Source organism: Clostridioides sp. ZZV15-6597, from assembly GCF_020657815.1.
Classification (GTDB): Bacteria; Bacillota; Clostridia; order Peptostreptococcales; family Peptostreptococcaceae; genus Clostridioides.
The window spans coordinates 14,978-38,220 of sequence record NZ_JAGWCT010000037.1 but is presented as its reverse complement, the minus strand read 5'-3'; the positions used below and the strand labels follow the sequence as shown (position 1 = coordinate 38,220).

Here is a 23,243-nt window from a genome sequence, read left to right as displayed (position 1 = left end):
TATTTGGAGTTTATTTTTTTGTAGGAAATTATTTTAAGAAATTAATTATATTACTTATGTAATTTATTGCTTTAAAGATTAACAAGACTATTTGACAGCTTAGCCCATAATATGATATTTATATAAAATGAGATGAGTGTACAAACTAAAACTAATTATGAATGAGAGTGATTTACTTGAAGAAATTTTATGAAATATATTTAGATTTAGAGAAAGATATAAGAAATAATGTATATGCAGTAGGAGAGCTTTTACCAACAGAAGTAAAGCTTGCTCAAAAATATCGAGTATCAAGAGAAACTATTAGAAAAGCGCAGTCGCTTTTATTGGAGAAGGGGTTTATACAAAAAAAACAAGGTAAAGGGGCTATTGTTTTAGATATAAATAAATTTGAAATAGAAGGGTCAGGGTTGATTAGTTTCAATGAATTACAAAAGAATAAAAATTTAGATACAGAAATAAGTGTACTAAAAAATAAAAAGGAGATTATGCCTTTAGAAATTTGTAAAAAGCTGGGTATAGACACAAAAACTAAGGTTATAGCAGTTGAAAGACTTAGAAAAATTAATGGAGAAGCTGTTATTTTAGATAAAGATTACTTTATATCTGAAATAATACCAGAAATACCATTAACAGCAGTTCAAAGTTCAATATTTAATTATATAGAGAAAAATCTAGAACTAAAAATAGGTTATGCAAATAAAGAAGTAACAGTAGCTCCTGTTACAGAAGAAGATAAAATATTGCTAGATGTTGGAACAGATACACATGTTGTAGTGATACGAAGTGAAGTTTACTTAGAAGATACAAGATTATTTCAGTATCATGAATCTAGACATAGAGTTGATACATTTAGATTTGTAGATTTTGCAAGAAGAAGAAATCTTTAATTATATAAAAGAGTGTCTGTTTTGTACTGTACCCTCAATTGTTGAATCAAAATTCTAATGATTGGGTTTCAGTATATTTAGACACTCTTTTTTTATTAGACTATATATTATTTAATTTTCTATGAATTCTTTGTTAAAGTATTTGCTCTTTGAGAATATGTATGTAAGGATACAAGTAATGGCTATAGAAAGCCCCATTGCTAAGAAGTAAACACTCCATTGGTCTGTAAATATAGATAAAAACGCTGGTAACCCTGATATACCTATAGAACTTGCTTTAACATTAAAGTAAGATACAACTCCTCCAGCTATACCTGCACCTATCATAGATGCTATGAATGGGAAACGATAACGTAAGTTTATACCAAATATTGCAGGTTCAGTAATACCTAACCAAGCTGAAATTGAAGCTGTTAATGCAACACCCTTGATTTTTTTATTTTTTAATATAAAAAACATTGTCAAAGCTGCTGCGCCTTGCCCAAGGCTAGCCATAACTTGTATTGGCCATAATGTAGCAAATCCTAAAGTACCTATCATTTGTAAATTTATACCTAAGAATAAGTGATGCATACCTGTTATAACTAATGGAGACAATATGAATCCAAAAAGTGCTCCTGCAAGTACTTCATTAATTTCAAACAATCCAAGAATTCCACTTGTAATTAAATTGGCAAATGACATTGTTATAGGTCCTATGATAGAGAATGTTAAGAAACCAGTTATTAACAATGTAAGAGGAGCAACAAAAATAAGCTGAACCATCTCAGGAATTTTTTTAGTTAAGAACTTTTCGATTGTCGCTAAAAGATAAGAAGAACATAAAACAGGGATTACTTGTCCTTGATAGCCTATTTTAGCAATATTAAAACCTAATATATTCCAGTAAGTAACAGCTTCAGGTGTTTTAGAGTATTGTGCACCAGGCATTAAATCTGGATTAATTAAAATAAGACCTAATACAATACCAAGTACAGGATTTCCTCCAAACTTTTTGACAGCTGACCAACCTATTAGTGCAGGTAAAAATGAAAAAGAAGTATTTGCTATAAGATTAATCATATTAGATATACCAGCCCAATTACTATGAACTTCTAAAAAGGGTTGTTCATAGAAAATTCCTGGGTTAGCAAGTAGATTATTTATACCCATCAACAAACCAGAGGCAACTATAGCAGGCAATATAGGAATGAATATATCTGCCAACACCTTTATAGCTTTTTGAAGTGGATTTAATTTTTTATTAGAAATCTCTTTAACCTCAGCCTTTGTTGCTTCTTTAAGTCCAGTAATTTCTATTAATGTAGCATAAACTTTATTTACAAGACCTGGCCCTATAATAACTTGAAATTGACCATTTGAGGTAAAGCTTCCTTTCACTATATCTATTTGTTCTAATTGCTTTATATTAACTTTACTTTCTGAGTTTAGAGCAAATCTTAATCTAGTAATACAGTGTGTTGCAGAGATTATATTCTCTACTCCCCCAATTGCTTCAAGGATTTGCTCAACCTGCTCTTTATGATGTGTATTTTCTTTTAATGTGCTCATAAAATTACCTCCCTCTTAAAATACGATGTTGTATAGACAAATCTTGAAAATAATATACCATAGAGAAATTTTTATGTCAACGTTATCCTAAATATTTTTAAAATTTAATTGCTAAAAGATAAATTGTATATTATTGGAAAATCAGAAAAGTAAGAGGAAATATGGAAGGATTATAGGGAATATGTTTTTTTATTTAGAGTAAATATTGATTTTAACAAAAAAAAGGTTTATTATAAAAATATAAAACTTGTCTAGACAAAAATGAAAGAGGGGAAATTTGCATATGGATTTTAAGAAGAAAGTTATTTATCAAATATATCCAAAATCATTTAATGATTCTAATGATGATGGGATAGGAGATTTAAAAGGAATTAGAGAGAAATTACCTTATTTATATAAATTAGGTGTAGATATAATTTGGATTAACCCATTTTTTGTTTCTCCACAAAGGGATAATGGATATGATATTGCTGACTATACATCAATAGATTCTATGTTTGGAACTATGGAGGATTTTGAAGAGTTAGTAGATGAAAGTAAAAAATATAATATAGAATTGATGCTGGATATGGTCTTAAATCACACATCAACAGAACATGAATGGTTTAAAAAAGCTTTGGCAGGAGATAAAAAGTATCAAGATTTCTATTTTATTAGAGAGGGCAAAGAAAATAATCAACTACCAACAAATTGGAAATCTAAATTTGGAGGAAATGCTTGGGGAAAATTTGGAGATACAGATAAGTACTACTTACACTTATATGATGTTACACAAGCTGACCTCAACTGGCGTAATACTAATGTTAGAGAAGAATTATATAAAGTTGTAAATTTTTGGATAGATAAAGGTGTTAAGGGGTTTAGGTTTGATGTAATAAATGTGATTGGTAAAGATGAAGAATTGAACGATTCTACAAATAATATAGGAAAAGAAATGTATACAGATAAACCTATTGTCCATGAATTTATTAAAGAAATGAACAAAGAAACTTTTGGAAGAGTTGAGGGCATAACAACTGTTGGAGAAATGTCTTCAACAACTATTGAAAATTGTATCTTATATTCTTCTCCAGAAGAAAAAGAGCTTTCAATGACATTTAATTTTCACCATTTAAAAGTAGATTATAAAAATGGAGAAAAGTGGAGCGATATACCTTTTGACTTTATGATGCTGAAAAAACTCTTAAATGAATGGCAAGAAAAGATTGAAAGTGGTGGTGGATGGAATGCACTATTTTGGAATAATCATGACCAACCAAGAGCTATTAGCAGATTTTGTAATGAAGAATATAGAGTGGAAGCATCAAAAATGTTAGCTGCTACAATACATCTATTAAGAGGAACTCCGTATGTATATCAAGGTGAAGAAATAGGTATGACAAATCCAAACTTTGAAAAAATAGATGATTATTTAGATGTTGAAACTCATAACGCTTATAATGAATTTTTAAAAAATAAAATCGAAAAAGAAACAATAATGAATATTATAAAGTCCAAATCCAGAGATAATAGTCGTACACCTATGCAGTGGTCAGACAAATTAAATTCAGGTTTTACAAATGGAAAGCCATGGATTAAAATAGCAGAAAATTATAAAGAGATAAATGTTGAAAAGGAACTTAAAGAAGGGTCAATTTTTAATTTCTATCAAAAGTTAATATCTTTAAGAAAGCAATTAAATATTATATCTGAAGGCTCCTATAAGGGAATTTTACTAGATGATGATAAAGTTTATGCTTATGTTAGAAGCTTAGAAAATGAAAGATTGATAGTATTTAACAACTTCTATGATTGTGAAGTTGAAGTTGAGATTAGTGAGGAATTTTTAGGAAAATCACTTACATATTTGATAGGGAACTATGAAAAGCGAGATTTAGAACCTAAGTTAAAGTTAAGACCTTATGAAACAGTAGCATTTTATAGTAAGGATATAAAAAAATAATGGAAAGAGGTAGTATTAATGAAACCAAATATTTTACTTATGATTTCTCATGATAGTGGTAGAAAATTCAGTAACTATGGATATAATGTGGAAACCCCATGTATAAATAAATTAGCTCAAGAAGGAATTCAATTTGATAATTATTTTTGTGCAGCACCTCAATGCAGTCCAAGTAGAGGAAGTATATTAACTGGATTATACCCTCATAATAATGGGTTAATGGGACTTGCACATCTAGGTTTTTGTATAGATTCTAAACATACAACACTTCCTATGGAGTTACAAAAAAACGGATATGAAACAACATTAATAGGGCTAAGCCATGAAACAATAAATGAAGCACCACCAATAAAAGATAGAGTATTTTCTTCAACCTATGACTTAGGATATGATAATTTTATAGCGGTTCCAGGGGATAGAGCTCCTAAGGTTGCTAAAGAGGTAGTTAAATTCTTAGAGGAATATAAAGAAAATCAAGAAAAGCCATTTTACTTAAGTGTAGGATTTTTTGAAACACATAGAGATTTTGATGAATATGAACCTTATGCAGATAAATTGGATGAAGTAGAAGTATTTAAGTTTTTACCTGATACAGAAGATGTAAGAAAAGATATAGCTTTATATAATGGTTCAGCAAAAGTACTGGATGAGGCAATAGGCAAAATATACAATAAATTACAAGAAACAGGATTAGATAAAAATACAATTGTTATACTGACAACAGACCATGGAGTTGCATTTCCAGGAGCGAAAGGAATGCTAAAAGAAGCAGGATTAGAGACAGCGCTTATAATTTTATTACCTAATTCTTCTCAAAAAAATGTGAAAAAAGAAGCACTATTATGTAATGTTGATTTATTGCCAACTATACTAGATTTAATTGAAGCTGAAATTCCTAAGAATATAGATGGAGAAAGTTTTGCCAATTTATTAAAAACAAATGAAGATATAGGTAGAGACTCATTCTTTACAGAGATGACATGGCATGACCAATATAGACCAATGAGAGGCATAAGGACTAATGAATATAGCTATGTCAGAAATTTTGAAGATGGGCCTAAAGTATATATTACAGTTGATTCACATTTGAGTTTATCAGGTAAAGCTGTTAGAGATAAATTTTATGTTCCTAATGATAAAGAAGAACTTTATGATTTAAGAAAAGACCCACTAGAAGAAAATAATCTAATAAACGATTCAGATTATCAAGACATAGCAAATGAATTGAGAAAGAAAGTTGATAATTGGATGTTAGAAACGAATGACCCACTTTTAAAAGGACCTGTAAAAGGGACAGGTTCAAGTAGATGGAAAACAGAAATAGAAGAGGGTAGAGCTTATCCAGGAAGAGAAGAATATTATAGACTATTATATGATAAGTAGAAAATATTAAACAAGTAAAAAACATTAAATAAGTAAAAATATATAAAAAAGAAGGTTTTTTATAATGAAAAGTATATCAGTTTTGATTAAACCAGTCTCATCGTTATGTAATTTGAGATGTAAATATTGTTTTTATGCAAATGTGAGCGATTTAAGAGAAATAAAATCCTATGGTATTATGCAGGAGGACACTGTAAAAAATATAGTAAATAATACATTTGAAATTTTGGATAATGGAGATAGAGTTACATTTGCTTTTCAAGGTGGAGAACCTACTTTAGCAGGATTAAAATTTTTCCAATATTTTATTGAGTATGTTAGTAAAATGGAAAAAAATATAACAGTAAACTACTCTATTCAAACGAATGGAACTCTTATTGACAATCAATGGTGTGAGTTCTTAAAGAAAAATAATTTTTTAGTAGGATTATCATTAGATTTACTAGAAGATTTACATGATAAAAATCGTGTATATTCAAATAATAAGGGAAGTTATATAGATGTAATAAATACAAAAAAACTACTGGAAACATACAAAATAGACTTTAACATACTATGTGTTTTGACAAATCAGATTGCACTTAATCCAAAAGAGGTTTTTAATTTTATAAAAGCAAATGATGTGAAGTATATACAGTTTATCCCTTGTTTAGATGATTTAGACTGTAAAACTAAGTCAGAGTACTCTTTAGAACCTAAATATTTTGCATACTTTTATAAAATAATATTTAAGCTTTGGAAAAATGAGTTCAATAAAGGAAATTATATAAGTATTAATTTGTTTGATAATCTTATATCCATTTTAATTACAGGAATTCCTAGTACCTGTGGGATAATTGGAAAATGCCAACCACAATTTGTAATAGAGGCTGATGGAAGTGTATATCCATGTGATTTTTATGTACTAGATAACTTTAATTTAGGTAATATAAAAGATAACACTTTATTGGATATTTTAAGAAAATCTAAAATGCAAGAATTTTTGCATAAAGATATAGACAAAGAAAATATTTGTTTAAATTGTAATTTTTACAAAATATGTGGTGGTGGATGCAAAAGAATGAAAAATTCTATGTATATTGATTCTAGTAACAATTACTGTGGATATAAAGAATTTTTAATGTCTACTTTTAGTGACCTAGAAAAAATATCGGTATTAGTATATAAAAATCAAATACTAAAATAATTTTAGTATTTAGAATTCTAAGTTAAAGTGATTAAAAATTATGTATAATTAGAGGGTTTTGAGCAGAGTAAATTTAGTTAGGATGATTTTAAATGAATGTAATTTTATTTGTAATAGCTATACTTTCAACAACTATAGGAGCTATAACGGGTATTGGTGGAGGGGTAATAATAAAGCCAGTGCTAGATTTGATTGGAGTATTTGATGTTTCGACAATAAGTGTGTTATCATCATTTACTGTATTATCGATGGCAATTGTTTCTGTATATAAACAAATTAAATCAAAACTTTTTAAAATAAATTTTAGACTTATTTTAATTGGTGGAGCATCAGTATTAGGAGGTACTATAGGTCAAAGGTTATTAGATTTATCTATTTCATATGTAAATAATCCTTCTATAATAAAAATAACTCAAAATATTATAATGATTATTTTGTTAGTAATGGTTTATTTATATAAAGATAAAAGTTTAAATGTTAAGTTTAATACTAACATTACATATTTTATTGTTGGCATTTTTTTAGGGGTTATATCTTCATTTTTAGGAATAGGTGGAGGTCCTATAAATGTGGCTGTGTTTACAATATTATTTGGATTATCAGCTAAAGAAGCTGCGTTTAATTCCATTATAACTATTTTATTTTCTAATATTTCAAAGTTAGTTACAGTTTTCATAAATACAGGGTTTGGTATATATGATTTATCTGGATTACCTTTTATGATAATAGGAGCAGTATTAGGAGGAATTATAGGTTCCTCGATTAGTAAAAATATGGATGACAAAAGAGTTAAATATATGTTCTCGTATATGACTATAATTATTACTGGAATAAATATATACAGTATATTTCAAGTAATATATTTTATGAATTAAAGTGTATAATGTAGATAACACGAGAAGTCAATTTAAATTGTTGGAATGAGGAGATTTAATATGTTCAAAAAGTTATTCTCAAAAAATAAAAATGAAGAAGTAAAAAGTAATTATATAAAAGGAGTATTACAATCGCCACTTACAGGGAAAGTATTAAGTATAACTGATGTTCCTGATGGTGCTTTTTCTAGTAAAATGCTAGGTGATGGGATTGCTATAGAACCACAAGAAGGAGTCGTATCTTCTCCTGTTGATGGGGAGGTAATTCAAGTATTTTTGCCATCTAAACATGCTATATGCATAAAGAGTGAAGATGATTTGGAGATACTAATACATATAGGATTAGATACTGTAAAGATGAATGGAGATGGATTTGAAGTATTAGTAAATGCAGGAGATAAAGTCTACTGTGGGCAAAAACTTATAAGATTTGACTTAGAAAAAATTAAGAAAAGCGTTAAATCTGTAATAACTCCTATAGTTATAACCAATTCTTATGACATAGATAAAGTTGAAATTTTAAGAACCGGAGATATATGTATTGGAGAAGATTTAATGAAAGTTTATAAGTAAATAGGTTTTACCAAGAGTTTTTGTCTAAATAAAAAATATTATAACTATAAAATGGCTAGATATAATAATATTGAAAGAGTGTAGGTATGCTTATTTTATTAAGGGTACCTTTTTTTATTTTGTTTTATAGAAAATTTATCTGCATAAATAAAGTTTTTTAAAATAATCTTCTTATAATTATATTACTTTTACTAATTATCTTATTTTTGATAATTTCTGATATTTATGAATTGTTGTACTTTTTAGAACTCTATTTTTAAATATATATTGACATATATATATTATCTATTACAATTGATATAAACTAATAAAAATAAAATATTATTAATCAACTTATTGAATGGAGGAATAGAAATGAAATTTGTAACTTTCTGTACTGGCAATGAAGAAAATATAGGTGTATTTAACTCAGAAACAAATAGTATATATGAAATTAATAGTTTGGGATTAAGCAAATTATATACAGATATGAATGATTTTATTGAAAATGTATCTACTGGAGATTTAGAAAAAATAAAAAAACATTCATTTGAAAATGCAAAGTGTTATAAGTTAGAAGAAGTGAAATTATGTTCCCCAATTGTAAGACCTAAAAAAGATATTATATGTTTAGGTCTAAACTATAAAGACCATGTCAATGAAATTCCAGATGGTGTTATAAAAAATGTAGTTATGCCAGACTATCCAATTTATTTCTCTAAAAGAGCAGATAAGGCAATTGGAGTGGATGATAAGATAAGTTTACATGGAGATTTAGTAGAAAAGTTGGATTATGAATCAGAACTTGCAGTAATTATAGGAAAAGAAGGTATAAACATATCAAAAGAAGATGCCTATGAATATATATTTGGATATACAATAATGAATGATATAAGTGAAAGAGCACTTCAAGATAAACACGTGCAGTGGTATAGAGGAAAAAGTTTAGATACACATACATCTATGGGACCTTGCATAGTACATAAAGAAGAATTTGAGCATCCTTTAAAACTAGATATAAGTAGTGTGGTAAATGGAGAAGTAAGACAAGATTCTAATACAGAATACTTTATATTTGATATACCTACTGTAATAAGTGATTTATCAAGAGGAATGACTCTAAAGCCAGGAGATATAATTTCAACTGGAACTCCAGCAGGTGTTGCTATGGGAATGAATCCTCAAGTATATTTAAAACATGGTGATGTAGTCGAATGTAAAGTCGAAGGGATAGGAGTTTTAAAAAATATAGTTGATTAATGGATAAATATGCCATATAATTTTATTAGTACGAATAATTTAATTAATATGGAATTAGTCAAATTCAAGATTAATTTACTATAGAGAGGGATGAGTGTATGGCAAAAGAACTAGAACTAAAGTATGGATGTAATCCAAACCAAAAACCATCAAAAATTTATATGAAAAATGGAGAACTTCCTATAGAAGTATTAAATGGAAAGCCTGGATACATAAATTTTTTGGATGCATTTAATAGTTGGCAACTTGTAAAAGAATTGAAAGAGGCTACTGGTCTTCCAGCAGCAACTTCATTTAAACATGTAAGTCCAGCAGGTGCAGCAGTAGGAATACCTTTATTAGATACTTTAAAACAAATATACTTTGTTGATGATTTAGAGCTTTCTCCATTAGCTTGTGCTTATGCAATGGCAAGAGGGGCAGATAGAATGTCTTCTTATGGAGATTTTATAGCACTTTCAGATGTGTGTGATAAGGAGACTGCGACTATTATAGCGAGAGAAGTTTCTGATGGTATAATAGCCCCAGGGTATACAGACGAGGCTCTTGAGATATTAAAAGGAAAGCGTAAAGGGAATTACAATATTGTAAAAATTGATGAAAATTATACTCCTGAACCTATTGAAACAAAGGATGTTTATGGAATCACTTTTGAACAAGGTAGAAACGAAATATTAATAAATGAAGACTTATTAAAAGATATTCCAACTGATAATAAAATCTTTACAGATAATGCAAAGCGTGATTTAATTATAGCTCTTATCACATTAAAATATACACAGTCAAATTCAGTTTGCTATGCTAAAGATGGACAAGTAATAGGAGTAGGTGCAGGACAACAATCACGTATTCACTGTACTAGACTTGCAGGTAATAAGGCAGATATTTGGTATCTTCGTCAACATCCTAAAGTATTAAATTTAAAATTTAAAAAAGATATAGGCCGTCCAGATAGAGATAATACTATTGATGTATACCTTTCTGATGATTATATGGATGTACTTGCTGATGGTATATGGCAGAATTTATTTGAAGAAAAACCAGAACCTCTTACTGGAGAAGGTAAAAGAGAATGGCTTAAAACTTTAACAGGAGTAGCTCTTGGTTCTGATGCATTTTTCCCATTTGGAGACAATATAGAACGTGCTAAAAGAAGTGGAGTAAGTTTTATAGCACAACCAGGTGGCTCTATTCGTGATGATAATGTTATATTAACTTGTAACAAGTACAATATAGTTATGGCATTTACTAAAAATAGATTATTCCATCACTAAAGTATAAAAAATATAAAATAAATACTGATTAAATTAAAAATCTACAACGAGTTTTGTTGTAGATTTTTTTATTTGCTGTATAATTTTAAATAGAACTTTATTTTTAGATATTCAATTTGGAGGATGATATGGCTTTAAATATAAGAGACTATAGCCTATTGTGTAGTCAAGGTACAGCTAAATTTAATGAAGATGTAGTTGGTATAAGTCCATTTGGAGCATGGGTTTTGGATGGTGCAACAGGGCTCAATGGAAAAAACTTAATATCAAATGAAAGTGATGCAAGATGGTATGTTCAGTGGTGGAATAAGTATTTATATAAAAATATGAATAGAGAAGAATCATTAAAGAGCATTATCAATAGTGGGATAATAGAAATTAAAAAAGAGTATGAGATGAAATTAAATGGAATAAAGGTGGAAAAATTAGATTTACCATCAAGTTCTATAGCTATTATTAAATTTCATGAAAATAAAGTAGAGTATTTTTTATTAGGAGATTGTTCTTTATTTATTAAAAATGGAGATTCTAAAGTCATAAAAGATAGAACTATTTGTAAATTTGATAATGCTGTGTTTGATGAAATGAGTAAGCTTTCTAATTTAGAAGAAATGACTTTTGATGAGATAAAGTCAAGTGTCATGGATACAATAGTAAGCAATAGATTGAAAAAGAATACTAAAGATGGATACTGGATATTGGATTTTGATGAGGATGCTGTAGAAAACTCAATATACGGATACTTAGAAATAAAAAAAGATTTTCAATTGATGTTAACAAGTGATGGTTTTACAAGTGCCTGTGATAGGTATAACCTCATAAAAGAAGAAGAATTGATACGTATAGCAGAAAAATTTGGCATAGGATATATACATAATAAAGTTAGAGACTTTGAGGATAATGACTATAAAGCAATTAAGGTTCCAAGATTCAAAGTAAAAGATGATTCTTCCTGTTTGTATCTGGATATATATAACGATTAGATTATATGAAATTGTTTAATTTTAGAGGGGCGGTAAGTAAAAAAGTGAAAATTCTTCATATAATAACACAAAAACCAAATAGTACGGGTAGTGGAATATACATGTGTGGTATGATAAAAGGGTTTGAAAAAATAGGTCATGAGCAAGCTGTAATTGCAGGGATAGATGTTAATGACAATGTAAACTGTTTTTCAAGTGATGTAAGTTTTTATCCAGTAAAGTATAATTGTGGAGAACTAAATTTTCCTGTTGTAGGAATGAGTGATTCTATGCCATATGAAAGTACTAGATATAGAGATTTAAATGTAGAAATGCTAAATAGATTAAAACATCAATTTAAAATAAATATAGACAGAGCTATGGAAGATTTTAAGCCAGATATTATAATATGTCATCATTTATATCTTTTAACTGCATTTGTCAGAGAGATTGTGAAAGATATTAAAGTTATGTCTGTTTGTCATGGGACTTGCTTAAGACAGTTAAATACTATCGATTTAGAAAAAGAATATATAATATCAAATATAAAAAATTTGGATTTAATATTTGCTCTTCATAAAAAGCAAAAAGATGATATTATAAAGACTTTTGGAGTAAGCGACAGTAAAGTAGTTGTAATTGGTAGTGGATATAATGATAGTGTATTTTATGATAAAAATTATAAAATAAAAAATGATAAGATAAGGATAGTATTTGCAGGAAAGATATGCAAATCAAAAGGATTGATTCCATTTATAAAAGCTATATCTGGACTAGTATATCGTAAAGATTTAATCGAAGTCAATTTTGCAGGTACAGGAAGTGATGTTGAATCTTATAATGAGATTGTTAAGCTTGCAAGTCAATCTCCATTTAAAATGAATTTCTTAGGAAAATTAGACCAAAGTGACTTAGCTGAGTTATTTAATAAGTCACATATATTTGTTTTACCATCGTTTTATGAAGGGTTGCCAGTTGTAGTTTTAGAGGCCTTATCATGTGGACTTGATGTAATTACCACTGATATTCCTGGCGTTAGAGAATGGATTGGTAGTGAGATTAATGATTCTGGAAAGATAGAATATGTAATGTTGCCTTCTATGAGTTTAGATGGTATTCCAAACGAAGAAGAGTTATCTATCTTTGAGAAGAATTTATGTAATGCAATAGATTTTAAAATACAATATCTATTGTCTCATTTGGAGAAAAGGTCATCTGTAGATATGTCAAAAAAAACATGGGATGGTTTAGCTTATAGGATGAATGAAGTTATTTTAATGGACGAGATGTGTCTAATTTAGAGTGATTTAAATTATAAAAAAAGTGTAACTATTTTTACACTACTTTTAAGCGAATTTATATTATACTGATACTAAATATATTTATTTTGAGGGAGGTAATTTATGAAGTTTAGTAAAAGAATATTAGCATTAGGTATTTCAGCATTATTATTAAGTGTTAGTTTTCCAACATCAGCAAATGCACTAGATAAAATCGAAAATATCCAGGGAACAGATAAATATGAAACAGCTGGTATTATTGCAGATAAGCAAGATTATACAACAGCTGTACTTATCAATTCTGATTCTACGATGGTAGATGGTATTTCTGCTAGTGGTCTTGCAGGGGTAAATAATGCAGCAATTTTATTAACTAATAAGGATGATATACCAGAAGCCACTTTACAAAGGCTTAATAGAGTTACTAAGATATATGTAATAGGTGGCGAAAATACTATAAGTAAAGATGTAGAAAAAATGCTACTTATGAGAAGAATGCAGGTCATAAGAATTGATGGAGTAGATAGAGTAGATACAAGTTATAAAATTGCAGCTGAAATAGAAAAGATAAAAAGCAGTGATAAGACGTTTTTAGTAAATGGATTTAAAGATGAAGCTGACGCAGTGAGTGTTGCATCTGTTGCGTATAGAGATGGTGCTCCTATTTTATTGACAAAAGATATAGCTTCAGCAGAAGAAGATACAGATTTAGACCCATGGTTTGGTGTTTCACCTGTTCCAGTATATGCTGTTGGAGGAAAATCTGCACTAAGTGATTATATAGTAAGTAGATATAGAGCAACAAGAATTGATGGTAGTGATAGATATGAAACTAATAAGAATGTAATTAAGAAGTTTTATAATGAAACAAAAGAGTTTTATGTGGCAAGTGGAGATGATTTAGTTTATGCTTTAGTTGCTTCACCAATGGCTAAAAACGCTCCTGTTGTTTTAGTTTCAGATAAAAGTGATAAGAGTGTATTAAATAATGCTAATAAAGTCACTGCAATAGGTATAAATGATAAGAATGTTATAGAGCAATGTTTAGAAGCTACAAAATAATAGAATGTTATCAGTAAAATGAATACATAATATATAGTAAAAGTAAGTATAATGCTTATATTTTAGTGATATATAGTGTATAAATATTAAACTATATAAATCTTCTAGTTGATTTTATGACAAAAATCAATTAGAAGATTTTTTTTATTAAAATTATGTATCAAAGTTATATACTAAAATTGAACTGTATATGTTAAAAAATAATGCATGAGCTATTCATATATAAGAATCAATTATCCTCATAAATGACAAGATGAATGGAGTCATACACAAAATTGTATGACAATTCCATCCTATCATGTTCACATCAAAAAAGAAGATATGATGCGTATTTTTTATAAAGAATAAATCTCATAAGAGTTATCTTCTTTTAGCTTTTCTAACCAAACCATTTCTAAAATATCTAATTCTTCTAAGTAATCTTTTTCAGTTTTATTATCATCATGTTTTATAAGTTCTAAAATTTCAAATGTAAATGCTTTTTCTCCATATTTTTTCCAATCATTATTTAAATCTCTTACCATACATGACCCAGCACAAAGTTGAAATTTGAGGGAGTTAAACTTGCTTTTTATATCATTGCTTTTTCCAAGATAAATCTTTTTAGTAATATCACTTTTTATCATAAATACACCAATGTCAAATTTCATTTCCCTGTATAGTTGTTTTAATTCACGTTTTCTATCCATTTTCTGAGTACCTCTCTTTATAATAATATGTAATATGTAAAATTATTTATATATTACATATTATTATAAAGATATTAATTAGAAATGTAAATAGATTTTGATAAAATTAATTATAATTTTACTATTGCTTAGTATTAATATTTAGGCTAATTAGAGTTATTATATGATTTAATGTTATATAAAATTAAAAAGAAGAGTTGACATGATGAAAATTATAGAATAAACTAAAAATGTAATAGTAAATAAATATTAACTATTACATTGAAAGGGAATTATTATTATGAAAGGGAGGAAATTATTAATATGAATAAAAATATAGAATTAATTGGAAATTTTGCTAGTGATTGGATTCGCTATAGTGATTATGAATATAAAATTACTGAAGAAGATGAACTGTATATAGTACCAACAGAAGATGCTGTATTTACTATGTACAATCCATTTGATGTTGCAGATGAAATTATAGTAGATATAATTCGCATAGGGCAAGAAGCATTACAAGATATATCAAAAGAAACTAAAGAAATGAGATTAAAAAAAGAAGTACTTGAATTTGTAAAGAAATATGGATTGTTAGGATTGATTTATTCAAGTGTATATAATAGAGATATTGTTGGTGAAGAAAGAGTACTGATGATTGAAAAGAATTATATTACAAAAGAGAATATATTGAATACTGATGAGTATGTAAATATGTTTATCCCATTTGCAAGTGATGAAGATGTATACTTTAAAAAATATAAACGAGGTATAGATGTATCAAAACGAGAGGAATCACCTAAGTTTTTTGGAAAAAGACCACTGATTTTGGATTTAGTATTTTCAAGGTTTTATACAGAACAATTGGATTGGATTGTAAATTTTGCTAAGGATATGTGTAGACATTTTAATCAAATTTGTGTCTATAAAAATATGTCTAACTTATTAACTGAAAGTGTGACTATTATGTCTGGAGGGTTTAACCCTCAAAAGATAGGATTTTCTATAAGTCAATTAGATAAACCCACTATTGCATGGGAATTTAATTCTTTAAAAACAGCTATTGAAACTATATATGCATTTGCAATTACAAGTGAACCTGCATCTTTAAATAAATGTAAGTATTGTGGAAAGATTTATATACCTACAAATTCTAAATCTCAATACTGTTCACCTTCCTGTAGAAATTGCTCAAATGTAAAGAAAAGCAGAAGTAGAGCTAAAAAAGATAAGTAAATTAATATATCATTGTTTAGATTTTAATTATAAATAACTATTAAATGAATAAATAGTTATAAAAAATATATCTGAGTAATGATATATTTTTTTATTGAAAAATTTAATTAAAATAGTAATTTTGAGTTGACAAAAACTACTTATAATAATACTATTATAAGTAGTTTTGTGAGTTGATATATATACTAATTTAAATATATCATAAAATAAGTTAAAAGTCAATAGAAAAATGGAAAAGGAGAATTTTAAAATGATATCACCTATTATTTTGAGTTCTATGCATCAAAATTTAAAGGAAATAGAAAGAAATGAATTGCTTGAAACTAATAAAGAATCTAAGTGTTATGGTCTAGTACTTTCAGAGGAGGATGTAAAAGATATAATAACTTCAAGAAATGATACTTTAAAGGGATATGGAAGAATAGAATTGGAGATAAAAGTTACAAAAAAATTAATAGAAAATATATATACATCACAGTTTACAAATATGGATGATTATTTAGAGACTATTAATGATATGCAAGAAATCTTTTATTACTTAAAAAATGAAACAGATGATAAAATTTGTGATGATGAAATTATAGAAATACTTGATGAACTTTATGAAAAATTTACAGGGAATATGGATAATGTAAGAGGGGAAGCAGAGGAATTTGCAAAAAAGTTTAAATTTGGAGAAGTTTAATCTAATGAGAGGGGAAACTTACTATGTCAAATAATAATCTAACCAACATCAATATAAACGAAAATAATCTAATAAAAAATCAATATGCAATATCTCTACTTAAAGAATGTATGGATTGTAAAGTAATAAATGAGAGAGAAGTATATAACATACAACAGGAAATATCCTTAATTCTTATAAATTTAATTAAAAAATATACAAATGGTCAAAGTACATCAGTAAAGACTGAAGTTGCTGAAAAATTATTGCTTTCAATTTGGTATGCTATTGATGCATATGTAAGTAAACTTGAAAATATAGAAAAAAGAATTGTAGGATTGACGTCTAAAAATATTAAGAATATATATTTAGAAGGCATTAAAATTCTTGAATATGATTTACTTGAGTTAGAAAAATTTTATGAACTAATGAAAAGTAGAAAATTATATACTAACTCAATAGCATATAATGATACTTTAATGGAATTGTCTGGTTTCTTTAAAAACTATAGTATAAAATTTGAAGCCTATGATATTCCAGTGAGTATAGATTATCCATTGGCATTAGATGATATGGATATTCAAGGAATTTATTATGTAAAAAATTATATTGAGAGTATAGATATAGAAAATAGATTTTGTAATTTATTTAAAAAGAAAGATAGAGAAAAATTATTTTATGATTATGGAATAACTTATAAAATAGATTGTGATGTTATACTTATAAACTTATTTGAACTTATTATAAATAACTCTATTTTCTCTACAATTTTAGGCAATGAATCAACTAATTTGAAAATTTCAGAATATGAATATGAATTTTTAGAAAAACAATTTAGAAACATCTACAATCATATCTTTGAAGGTGAAATTAAGGTATATGAGGAAAATAATGTAGTTGAATTTATTGAAGAAAATAATAGTTTTGATTTTAATGATTCTGAAGAACTCGATAAACAAAGTACAATAAATGAAAAAATAGTTTTATTGCTTGAAGAAGCAATTGATGTATTGATAGAAAGATTAAATATAGAAGATGAAGCCATGATAAAATACATAAAAGCATATGAGAAGATATTTATTGAGTCTGTACTAAGTTCAATAAAAAGTGGCACTTTTAAAAGTATGATAACTGTAAGTAAGAATGAAAGTGAACCTTTAGAAAAGTATATTGTTGATGATGAAAATAAATTAGATGATGATTCATTTAGAGCGATATTCAATGCTGTACTAGAGAGTACTTCTATAATTGAAAAAATAAAAATAATAAAGGAAAACATCAATGCAAAAAAAGACTTTATTGATATTCTTGAATCTGAGTGCTTATTTGGGGATGATTATCTAATGCTATTTGCTTCATTAAGTGAATTTGAATTGGCAATACTGGGAAGTGTAGTATTTTATGAAGATATGAGAATGGAAGAAATTAATTTATTGGAATTCTTATTAAATAAAAATAGTGAAACTACACTATGGAAAAGAGAGTACATTGAATTTATGAAGAGACAAAATAAGGAAAAAATACATTGTATAGAAGAATATATAAATCAAATTAATTAACAAAAAATTGTGAATAAATAGAATGTTAGTATATAATATAATTTGTAAAGCATATCAAAAATACATATCTGTGGAGGAGATTATGAAAGAATATATTATAAATAATATTGAGGAGATAAGAGAAGAATTAATTGATTTATCTAAAAAAATATGGGAAAATCCAGAATTAGCTTTTGAAGAAAAGTATGCAAGCAGTATTCAAAAGGAATATCTAAAGTCAAAAGGATTTGAAATTGAAGAAGTAGACAATTTACCTACTGGATTTATAGCAAGTTTTGGAGAAGGGAAGCCAGTAATTGGAATACTTGGCGAATATGATGCTTTGCCAGAACTATCACAATCTGTGAGTACAGAAAAAAATCCATTGGTAGAGGGAGAATCTGGACATGGATGTGGTCATAATTTATTGGGTGTAGCAGGTGTAGGAGCAGTCGTTTCTATTAAAGAACTAATGGAAAAAAGTAAATTTAATGGAACAATAAAGTATTTCGGTTGCCCTGCTGAAGAAGAAGGTGGAGGAAAGACTGTAATGTGTGTAAATGGATGTTTTGATAATGTAGATTGCGCATTTACATGGCATCCTTTTGATATAAATGCCACATGGAGAGGTGGAAGTCTGGCAAATTTATCTGCTAGATTTAAGTTTAAGGGAATAACAGCACATGCAGCTCAAGCCCCTCATAATGGTAGAAGTGCATTGGATGCTGTTGAACTTATGAATGTAGGAGCAAATTATTTAAGAGAACATGTAATTGACTCTATAAGAATGCATTATGTTATAACTAATGGTGGGGGAAGACCTAATGTAGTTCCTGGTTTTGCGGAAAGTTGGTATTTTATAAGAGGTAAAAAAGCAAAGGATGCAGAGCATGTTCTTGACAGGCTAATAAAAGTGGCACAAGGAGCAGCTATGATGACAGAGACTGAAATGGAGTATGTAATTACTGATGGGATTTATGATTATATACCAAATCAGTGTTTAACTGATTTAGTATACAATAATATGATTCTTGTTGGTCCTCCTAAAACTACTCCTGAAGAAGAAGAATTTGCAAAAAAATTATGTGCTACTCTTACTAAGGAAGAGAGACTAGGTGTAGCTACAGCATTCCAAGATGATAAATCTATTATGGACAGTTATATACATCATGGTATAGCTGATGGAGCAGAAGGTAAAGGATTAGCTGGCTCTACTGATGTAGGAGATGTAAGTTATGTGATACCAGTAGCTCAATTTGCAATGGCAGCATGGCCTGTTGGTGTGGCAAGCCATACATGGCAGTCATGTGCATCAGCTGGTTCAAGTATAGGATTTTCAGCTATGATAAATTCAGCTAAGGTATTGGCTTGTAGTGCTTATGATGTATTTATGAATACTAAGGTTATTGATGAGGCAAATATAGAATTTAAAAAATCATTAGATGGACAAAAATTTAAACCATTGGTATAATCTTGGTAATAAAAATATTTCTGGGGGGAATAACTATGAGAGAACAAGTTGAAAAAGTGCTTGAACAAAAGATAAAACCTGTATTACAAAGAGATGGTGGAGATGTAGAGCTTATAGATGTAAATGAGAATGGAGTAGTTTTAGTTAGATTACAAGGTGCTTGTAGTGGATGTCCAGGAGCAACTATGACAATAAAAGCTATTATTGAAAATGTTTTGGTAAGCGAAGTTCCAGGAGTAACTCAAGTATTAGGTGTTTAATAAATTTAAATTATACATAAGGATTTATGAAGTTGTGTAAAAGAGTAAGTAAAACATTATAGATAGATATGAAAAAGTGTGTAAGTGTATATTCATTTTCTTACACACTTTTTTTACTTATTATCCAGCCATACCAATAAACATACCTATAAAGTATGGAATTAACCAGATAGTCCATACAACTATACTAAACTTATGGAAGAATTTTTTCTTATCTTCATCATCCTTATACAAAACAAAAGTAGCCCATCCTGCATGAAAAAGCATAAGCACAATTGCTAAGAGACCTGTTATACTATGAAGATTTTGGGACAATACAGATTTTACTTCAAAAGAGTGGCTATTAGCTATATTACTCATTGTAAATGTTCCTAAAGTATCAAATATTAAACCAAGCCAAAATATAATTACATGTTTCTTTTTTAAAATTTTAGCTTTTCTCTCTCCAAATACACCTATAGTATAAAAAATTAAAGCTGATGTTATAAACACTATTGCAAGTATTAATTTAAAATTCATAATTATCTCTCCTTTATTTTTGCTAATATATTTCTAAGATTTTTTACTAATTCATTTAATTCTTTTTCATCACAATTTTTAAAAATATCATCAAAGCTTTCTTGCATTTTACTTTTAAAATTTGTGGCAAATTCAAGTCCATCTTCTGTAAATTTAACATATGTATTTCTCTTATCATCATATTTTTTGAACTTTTCTACATAGCCAATTTGTTCTAACCTACTGACTATACCTGATACAGTTCCTTTAGCTAAAGACATCTCATCGCATAGTTGTGATATTGTTAGCTCTTGATTATGAGCTATTAGTTTTATAACTATAATCTGTTGATGTGTCAATCCATTTTCTTTAAAATTTTCTTCCACTGTGTACATTGTTTTAGAATAGAGTTCTTTGAGAAGCATAGCTATTCTAAAACAATCATAATTAGTTTTCAATAAAATCACCTCTTAGATAGTTTGCATAGAAACTAATATAATATAGTTTTAATAAATAGTCAATATAAAACCAATAATTATATAATAAAAAACTTAATAATTATATAAAATAAGAGATTCGTAACATCATAAAAATTTTATTTTAGGTAAAAATAAAACAATTTGATGAAATTTTAACAATTTTTCAAAAGTTTGTTTACACACAACATAAATGATGCTAAAATTGGTTTATAGATAAATATTTAAAATTTAATTTTTATTTAATGATAATAAAACCACGAAGGTTTAAACGTCGATTGACGCTTGCTTTTGGTGGTTTTTTTTATTGCAACAAAGGGGGAATAGAGGTTTGTTAAAGGATATAGTTAAAAAGTTGTTGCAGTTTATTTTAGTAATGTTTTTATTATCTTTTGTAGTTTTTTATATGGCAAGACTTGCTCCAGGAGACCCATTAATTTCTTACTATGGAGATGGTGTAGAAAGAATGAGTACTCAAGAGAAAGAAAATGCTATGAAAAAACTTGGTCTAAACGAACCAATATACAGTCAATATATAAAATGGATTTCAGATGCATCAAGAGGCGAATTTGGAATTTCATTTAAATATAAGCAAAATGTTACTTCTGTTATAAATGATGTTTATATAAACACTATCATATTAGGTGGGTCAGGATATATACTTACCTTTGTGCTAGCATTACTTCTTGGAATCTTTTGTACATTGCATGAAGACAAGCTCATAGATAGGATTATATGTAAACTAGGAACAATAACCAACTGTATTCCATCATTCTGGGTTGCTTTAGTTCTTATACTTATATTCAGTATAAATTTAAGTATACTTCCAAGTAGTGGAGCTTATTCAATGGGAGAGGAATCTAGTATATCAAGTAGGATATCTCATTTAATATTACCTCTTACAGTACTTATATTGAGCCATTTATGGTATTACACATATATGATAAGAAATAAATTGCTAGAAGAAATAAGGGAAGATTATGTATTGCTATGTAAAGCAAAAGGTTTAAACAATAGAACCATTGTTTTTAAGCATTGCCTGAGAAATATAATGCCATCCTATATAAGCATTATGGCTATTTCAATACCTCACATATTAGGAGGAACTTATGTAGTTGAAAAGGTTTTTTCTTATCCTGGGTTAGGAACTCTTTGCTTTGAGAGTGCAAAGTATCACGATTATAATATGTTATTAGTTTTATGTCTAATAACAGGGGCTTTAGTAGTATTTGGAAATATGCTAGCTCAAATTATAAACAATAAAATAGACCCTAGAATGAAGTACGATAGAGGTGATAACAATGAAGCCGCAATGTAGTGATTTTGAGATTGTAGGAGAAAATTATATTTCAATAGTAGAAGACGAACAAATAGAAATAAAAAAAACTCTGTTTGAAAAATTTAAACAGTTACCATATATATCAATCATCATTTTATCCATTATAGTTATTGGAAGTGTATTTTCATCTTTGATAATGACACATGAGCCAACATATATGGATTTAGTAAGTTCTAATTTAGCTCCAAGTAAAGATTTTTTCTTTGGAACAGATTCAATGGGAAGAGATATATATTCTATGATATGGTATGGAGGAAAAATATCTTTATTTATAGGAATATTTTCGACAATAATATCAACTATCATAGGAATTGTTTATGGTAGCATAAGTGGTTCAGCATCTGAACTTGTAGATGATGCAATGATGAGATTTACAGAAATCATACTTAGTATACCATCAATATTAATTATAATATTTGTACAAGCGATACTTGGGAATTCAAATCCAATATCTATGTCCATCGTAATAGGGATAACAAGCTGGATGAATATATCTAAAATTGTAAGGACTGAAGTTAGACAAATAAGAAATAGTGAGTACATACTAGCAGCTAAAAGTATGGGTGGAGGATTTTTCTATATATTAAAACAGCACTTACTTCCAAATTTTGTTGCATCAATAATGTTTATGGTAGTAACAAATATAGGTGCAGCTATTGGAACTGAATCAACACTGAGTTTTTTAGGAATTGGTTTGCCAATAGAAATTGTTTCTTGGGGAAGTATGCTATCTTTATCAGAGGAAGCACTGCTTTCAAATAGATGGTGGGTTATCCTAATTCCAGGTATATTTTTAGTTACTACATTGGTTTGTATAACTAATATTGGTAATTATATAAGAAAGAGCAATAATAAAAAATCAAGTAATTTATAAAT

At 27.9% G+C, this 23,243-nt stretch carries 22 protein-coding genes; 18 read left to right on the top strand and 4 right to left on the bottom strand.

Annotation, left to right across the window (positions count from 1 at the left end):
• Nucleotides 1-176: 176 nt before the first annotated feature.
• Nucleotides 177-890, top strand: coding sequence for a trehalose operon repressor (treR, locus tag KGF52_RS10300; protein WP_227840113.1), 714 nt, complete (start codon nt 177-179; stop codon nt 888-890).
• 111 nt (nt 891-1,001) lie between these two features.
• Here treR and treB read toward each other — a convergent pair whose 3' ends face one another.
• Complete coding sequence (treB, locus tag KGF52_RS10295) at nt 1,002-2,441, bottom strand: PTS trehalose transporter subunit IIBC (RefSeq protein WP_227840112.1); 1,440 nt, start codon at nt 2,439-2,441, stop codon at nt 1,002-1,004.
• 283 nt (nt 2,442-2,724) lie between these two features.
• On the opposite strand from treB, the gene treC reads away from it, so the two are divergent.
• The 10 genes from treC (at nt 2,725) to KGF52_RS10245 (ending at nt 14,217) form a co-directional block, all read left to right on the top strand.
• Nucleotides 2,725-4,383, top strand: a complete 1,659-nt coding sequence (treC, locus tag KGF52_RS10290; protein WP_227840111.1) for an alpha,alpha-phosphotrehalase — start codon at nt 2,725-2,727, stop codon at nt 4,381-4,383.
• 18 nt (nt 4,384-4,401) lie between these two features.
• Complete coding sequence (locus tag KGF52_RS10285; protein ID WP_227840110.1) at nt 4,402-5,766, top strand: sulfatase; 1,365 nt, start codon at nt 4,402-4,404, stop codon at nt 5,764-5,766.
• Between the two features lie 64 nt (nt 5,767-5,830).
• The gene (locus KGF52_RS10280) at nt 5,831-6,952 is read left to right on the top strand and encodes a radical SAM/SPASM domain-containing protein (RefSeq protein ID WP_227840109.1); all 1,122 of its coding nucleotides are present in this window, start codon (nt 5,831-5,833) and stop codon (nt 6,950-6,952) included.
• A 92-nt stretch (nt 6,953-7,044) separates the two neighbouring features.
• A complete protein-coding gene (locus tag KGF52_RS10275; protein ID WP_227840108.1) occupies nt 7,045-7,827 on the top strand; it encodes a sulfite exporter TauE/SafE family protein in 783 nt (260 codons plus the stop codon).
• Between the two features lie 60 nt (nt 7,828-7,887).
• Entirely contained in the window at nt 7,888-8,400 is a 513-nt protein-coding gene (locus tag KGF52_RS10270; RefSeq protein ID WP_227830140.1) for a PTS glucose transporter subunit IIA, read from the top strand.
• A 354-nt stretch (nt 8,401-8,754) separates the two neighbouring features.
• Nucleotides 8,755-9,639 carry a fumarylacetoacetate hydrolase family protein gene (locus tag KGF52_RS10265; RefSeq protein ID WP_227840107.1) on the top strand — a complete coding sequence of 295 codons (885 nt, stop codon included), beginning with the start codon at nt 8,755-8,757 and terminating at the stop codon, nt 9,637-9,639.
• Nucleotides 9,640-9,737: 98 nt separating this feature from the next.
• Nucleotides 9,738-10,913, top strand: a complete 1,176-nt coding sequence (locus tag KGF52_RS10260; protein ID WP_227840106.1) for a phosphoribosylaminoimidazolecarboxamide formyltransferase — start codon at nt 9,738-9,740, stop codon at nt 10,911-10,913.
• 128 nt (nt 10,914-11,041) lie between these two features.
• Nucleotides 11,042-11,896 (top strand): hypothetical protein, encoded by an 855-nt coding sequence (locus tag KGF52_RS10255; RefSeq protein WP_227840105.1) that lies wholly within the window; start codon nt 11,042-11,044, stop codon nt 11,894-11,896.
• A gap of 44 nt (nt 11,897-11,940) precedes the next feature.
• Entirely contained in the window at nt 11,941-13,176 is a 1,236-nt protein-coding gene (locus tag KGF52_RS10250) for a glycosyltransferase family 4 protein (protein WP_227840104.1), read from the top strand.
• A 102-nt stretch (nt 13,177-13,278) separates the two neighbouring features.
• Entirely contained in the window at nt 13,279-14,217 is a 939-nt protein-coding gene (locus tag KGF52_RS10245) for a cell wall-binding repeat-containing protein (RefSeq protein WP_227840103.1), read from the top strand.
• Nucleotides 14,218-14,552: 335 nt separating this feature from the next.
• Here the strand turns inward: KGF52_RS10245 and KGF52_RS10240 are convergent, their stop codons facing one another.
• Nucleotides 14,553-14,906 carry a GIY-YIG nuclease family protein gene (locus KGF52_RS10240; RefSeq protein WP_227840102.1) on the bottom strand — a complete coding sequence of 118 codons (354 nt, stop codon included), beginning with the start codon at nt 14,904-14,906 and terminating at the stop codon, nt 14,553-14,555.
• Nucleotides 14,907-15,209: 303 nt separating this feature from the next.
• Here KGF52_RS10240 and KGF52_RS10235 point away from each other — a divergent pair, with 303 nt between their 5' ends.
• The 5 genes from KGF52_RS10235 (at nt 15,210) to KGF52_RS10215 (ending at nt 20,054) form a co-directional block, all read left to right on the top strand.
• Entirely contained in the window at nt 15,210-16,121 is a 912-nt protein-coding gene (locus KGF52_RS10235) for a recombination protein NinG (RefSeq protein ID WP_227830147.1), read from the top strand.
• 250 nt (nt 16,122-16,371) lie between these two features.
• Entirely contained in the window at nt 16,372-16,806 is a 435-nt protein-coding gene (locus tag KGF52_RS10230) for a DUF6323 family protein (protein WP_227840101.1), read from the top strand.
• Between the two features lie 23 nt (nt 16,807-16,829).
• A complete protein-coding gene (locus KGF52_RS10225) occupies nt 16,830-18,344 on the top strand; it encodes a DUF6179 domain-containing protein (protein ID WP_227840100.1) in 1,515 nt (504 codons plus the stop codon).
• Nucleotides 18,345-18,426: 82 nt separating this feature from the next.
• Entirely contained in the window at nt 18,427-19,794 is a 1,368-nt protein-coding gene (locus KGF52_RS10220) for a M20 family metallopeptidase (protein WP_227840099.1), read from the top strand.
• Nucleotides 19,795-19,829: 35 nt separating this feature from the next.
• Nucleotides 19,830-20,054, top strand: a complete 225-nt coding sequence (locus KGF52_RS10215) for a NifU family protein (RefSeq protein ID WP_227840098.1) — start codon at nt 19,830-19,832, stop codon at nt 20,052-20,054.
• Between the two features lie 120 nt (nt 20,055-20,174).
• Here the strand turns inward: KGF52_RS10215 and KGF52_RS10210 are convergent, their stop codons facing one another.
• Nucleotides 20,175-20,573, bottom strand: coding sequence for an HsmA family protein (locus tag KGF52_RS10210; RefSeq protein ID WP_227840097.1), 399 nt, complete (start codon nt 20,571-20,573; stop codon nt 20,175-20,177).
• A 2-nt stretch (nt 20,574-20,575) separates the two neighbouring features.
• Nucleotides 20,576-21,010 carry a MarR family winged helix-turn-helix transcriptional regulator gene (locus KGF52_RS10205; protein ID WP_255287880.1) on the bottom strand — a complete coding sequence of 145 codons (435 nt, stop codon included), beginning with the start codon at nt 21,008-21,010 and terminating at the stop codon, nt 20,576-20,578.
• A gap of 349 nt (nt 21,011-21,359) precedes the next feature.
• Here KGF52_RS10205 and KGF52_RS10200 point away from each other — a divergent pair, with 349 nt between their 5' ends.
• Nucleotides 21,360-22,346, top strand: coding sequence for an ABC transporter permease (locus KGF52_RS10200; RefSeq protein ID WP_227840096.1), 987 nt, complete (start codon nt 21,360-21,362; stop codon nt 22,344-22,346).
• Nucleotides 22,330-23,241, top strand: a complete 912-nt coding sequence (locus KGF52_RS10195) for an ABC transporter permease (RefSeq protein ID WP_227840095.1) — start codon at nt 22,330-22,332, stop codon at nt 23,239-23,241. The genes KGF52_RS10200 and KGF52_RS10195 overlap by 17 nt, the downstream gene beginning before the upstream one ends.
• Nucleotides 23,242-23,243: the final 2 nt, after the last annotated feature.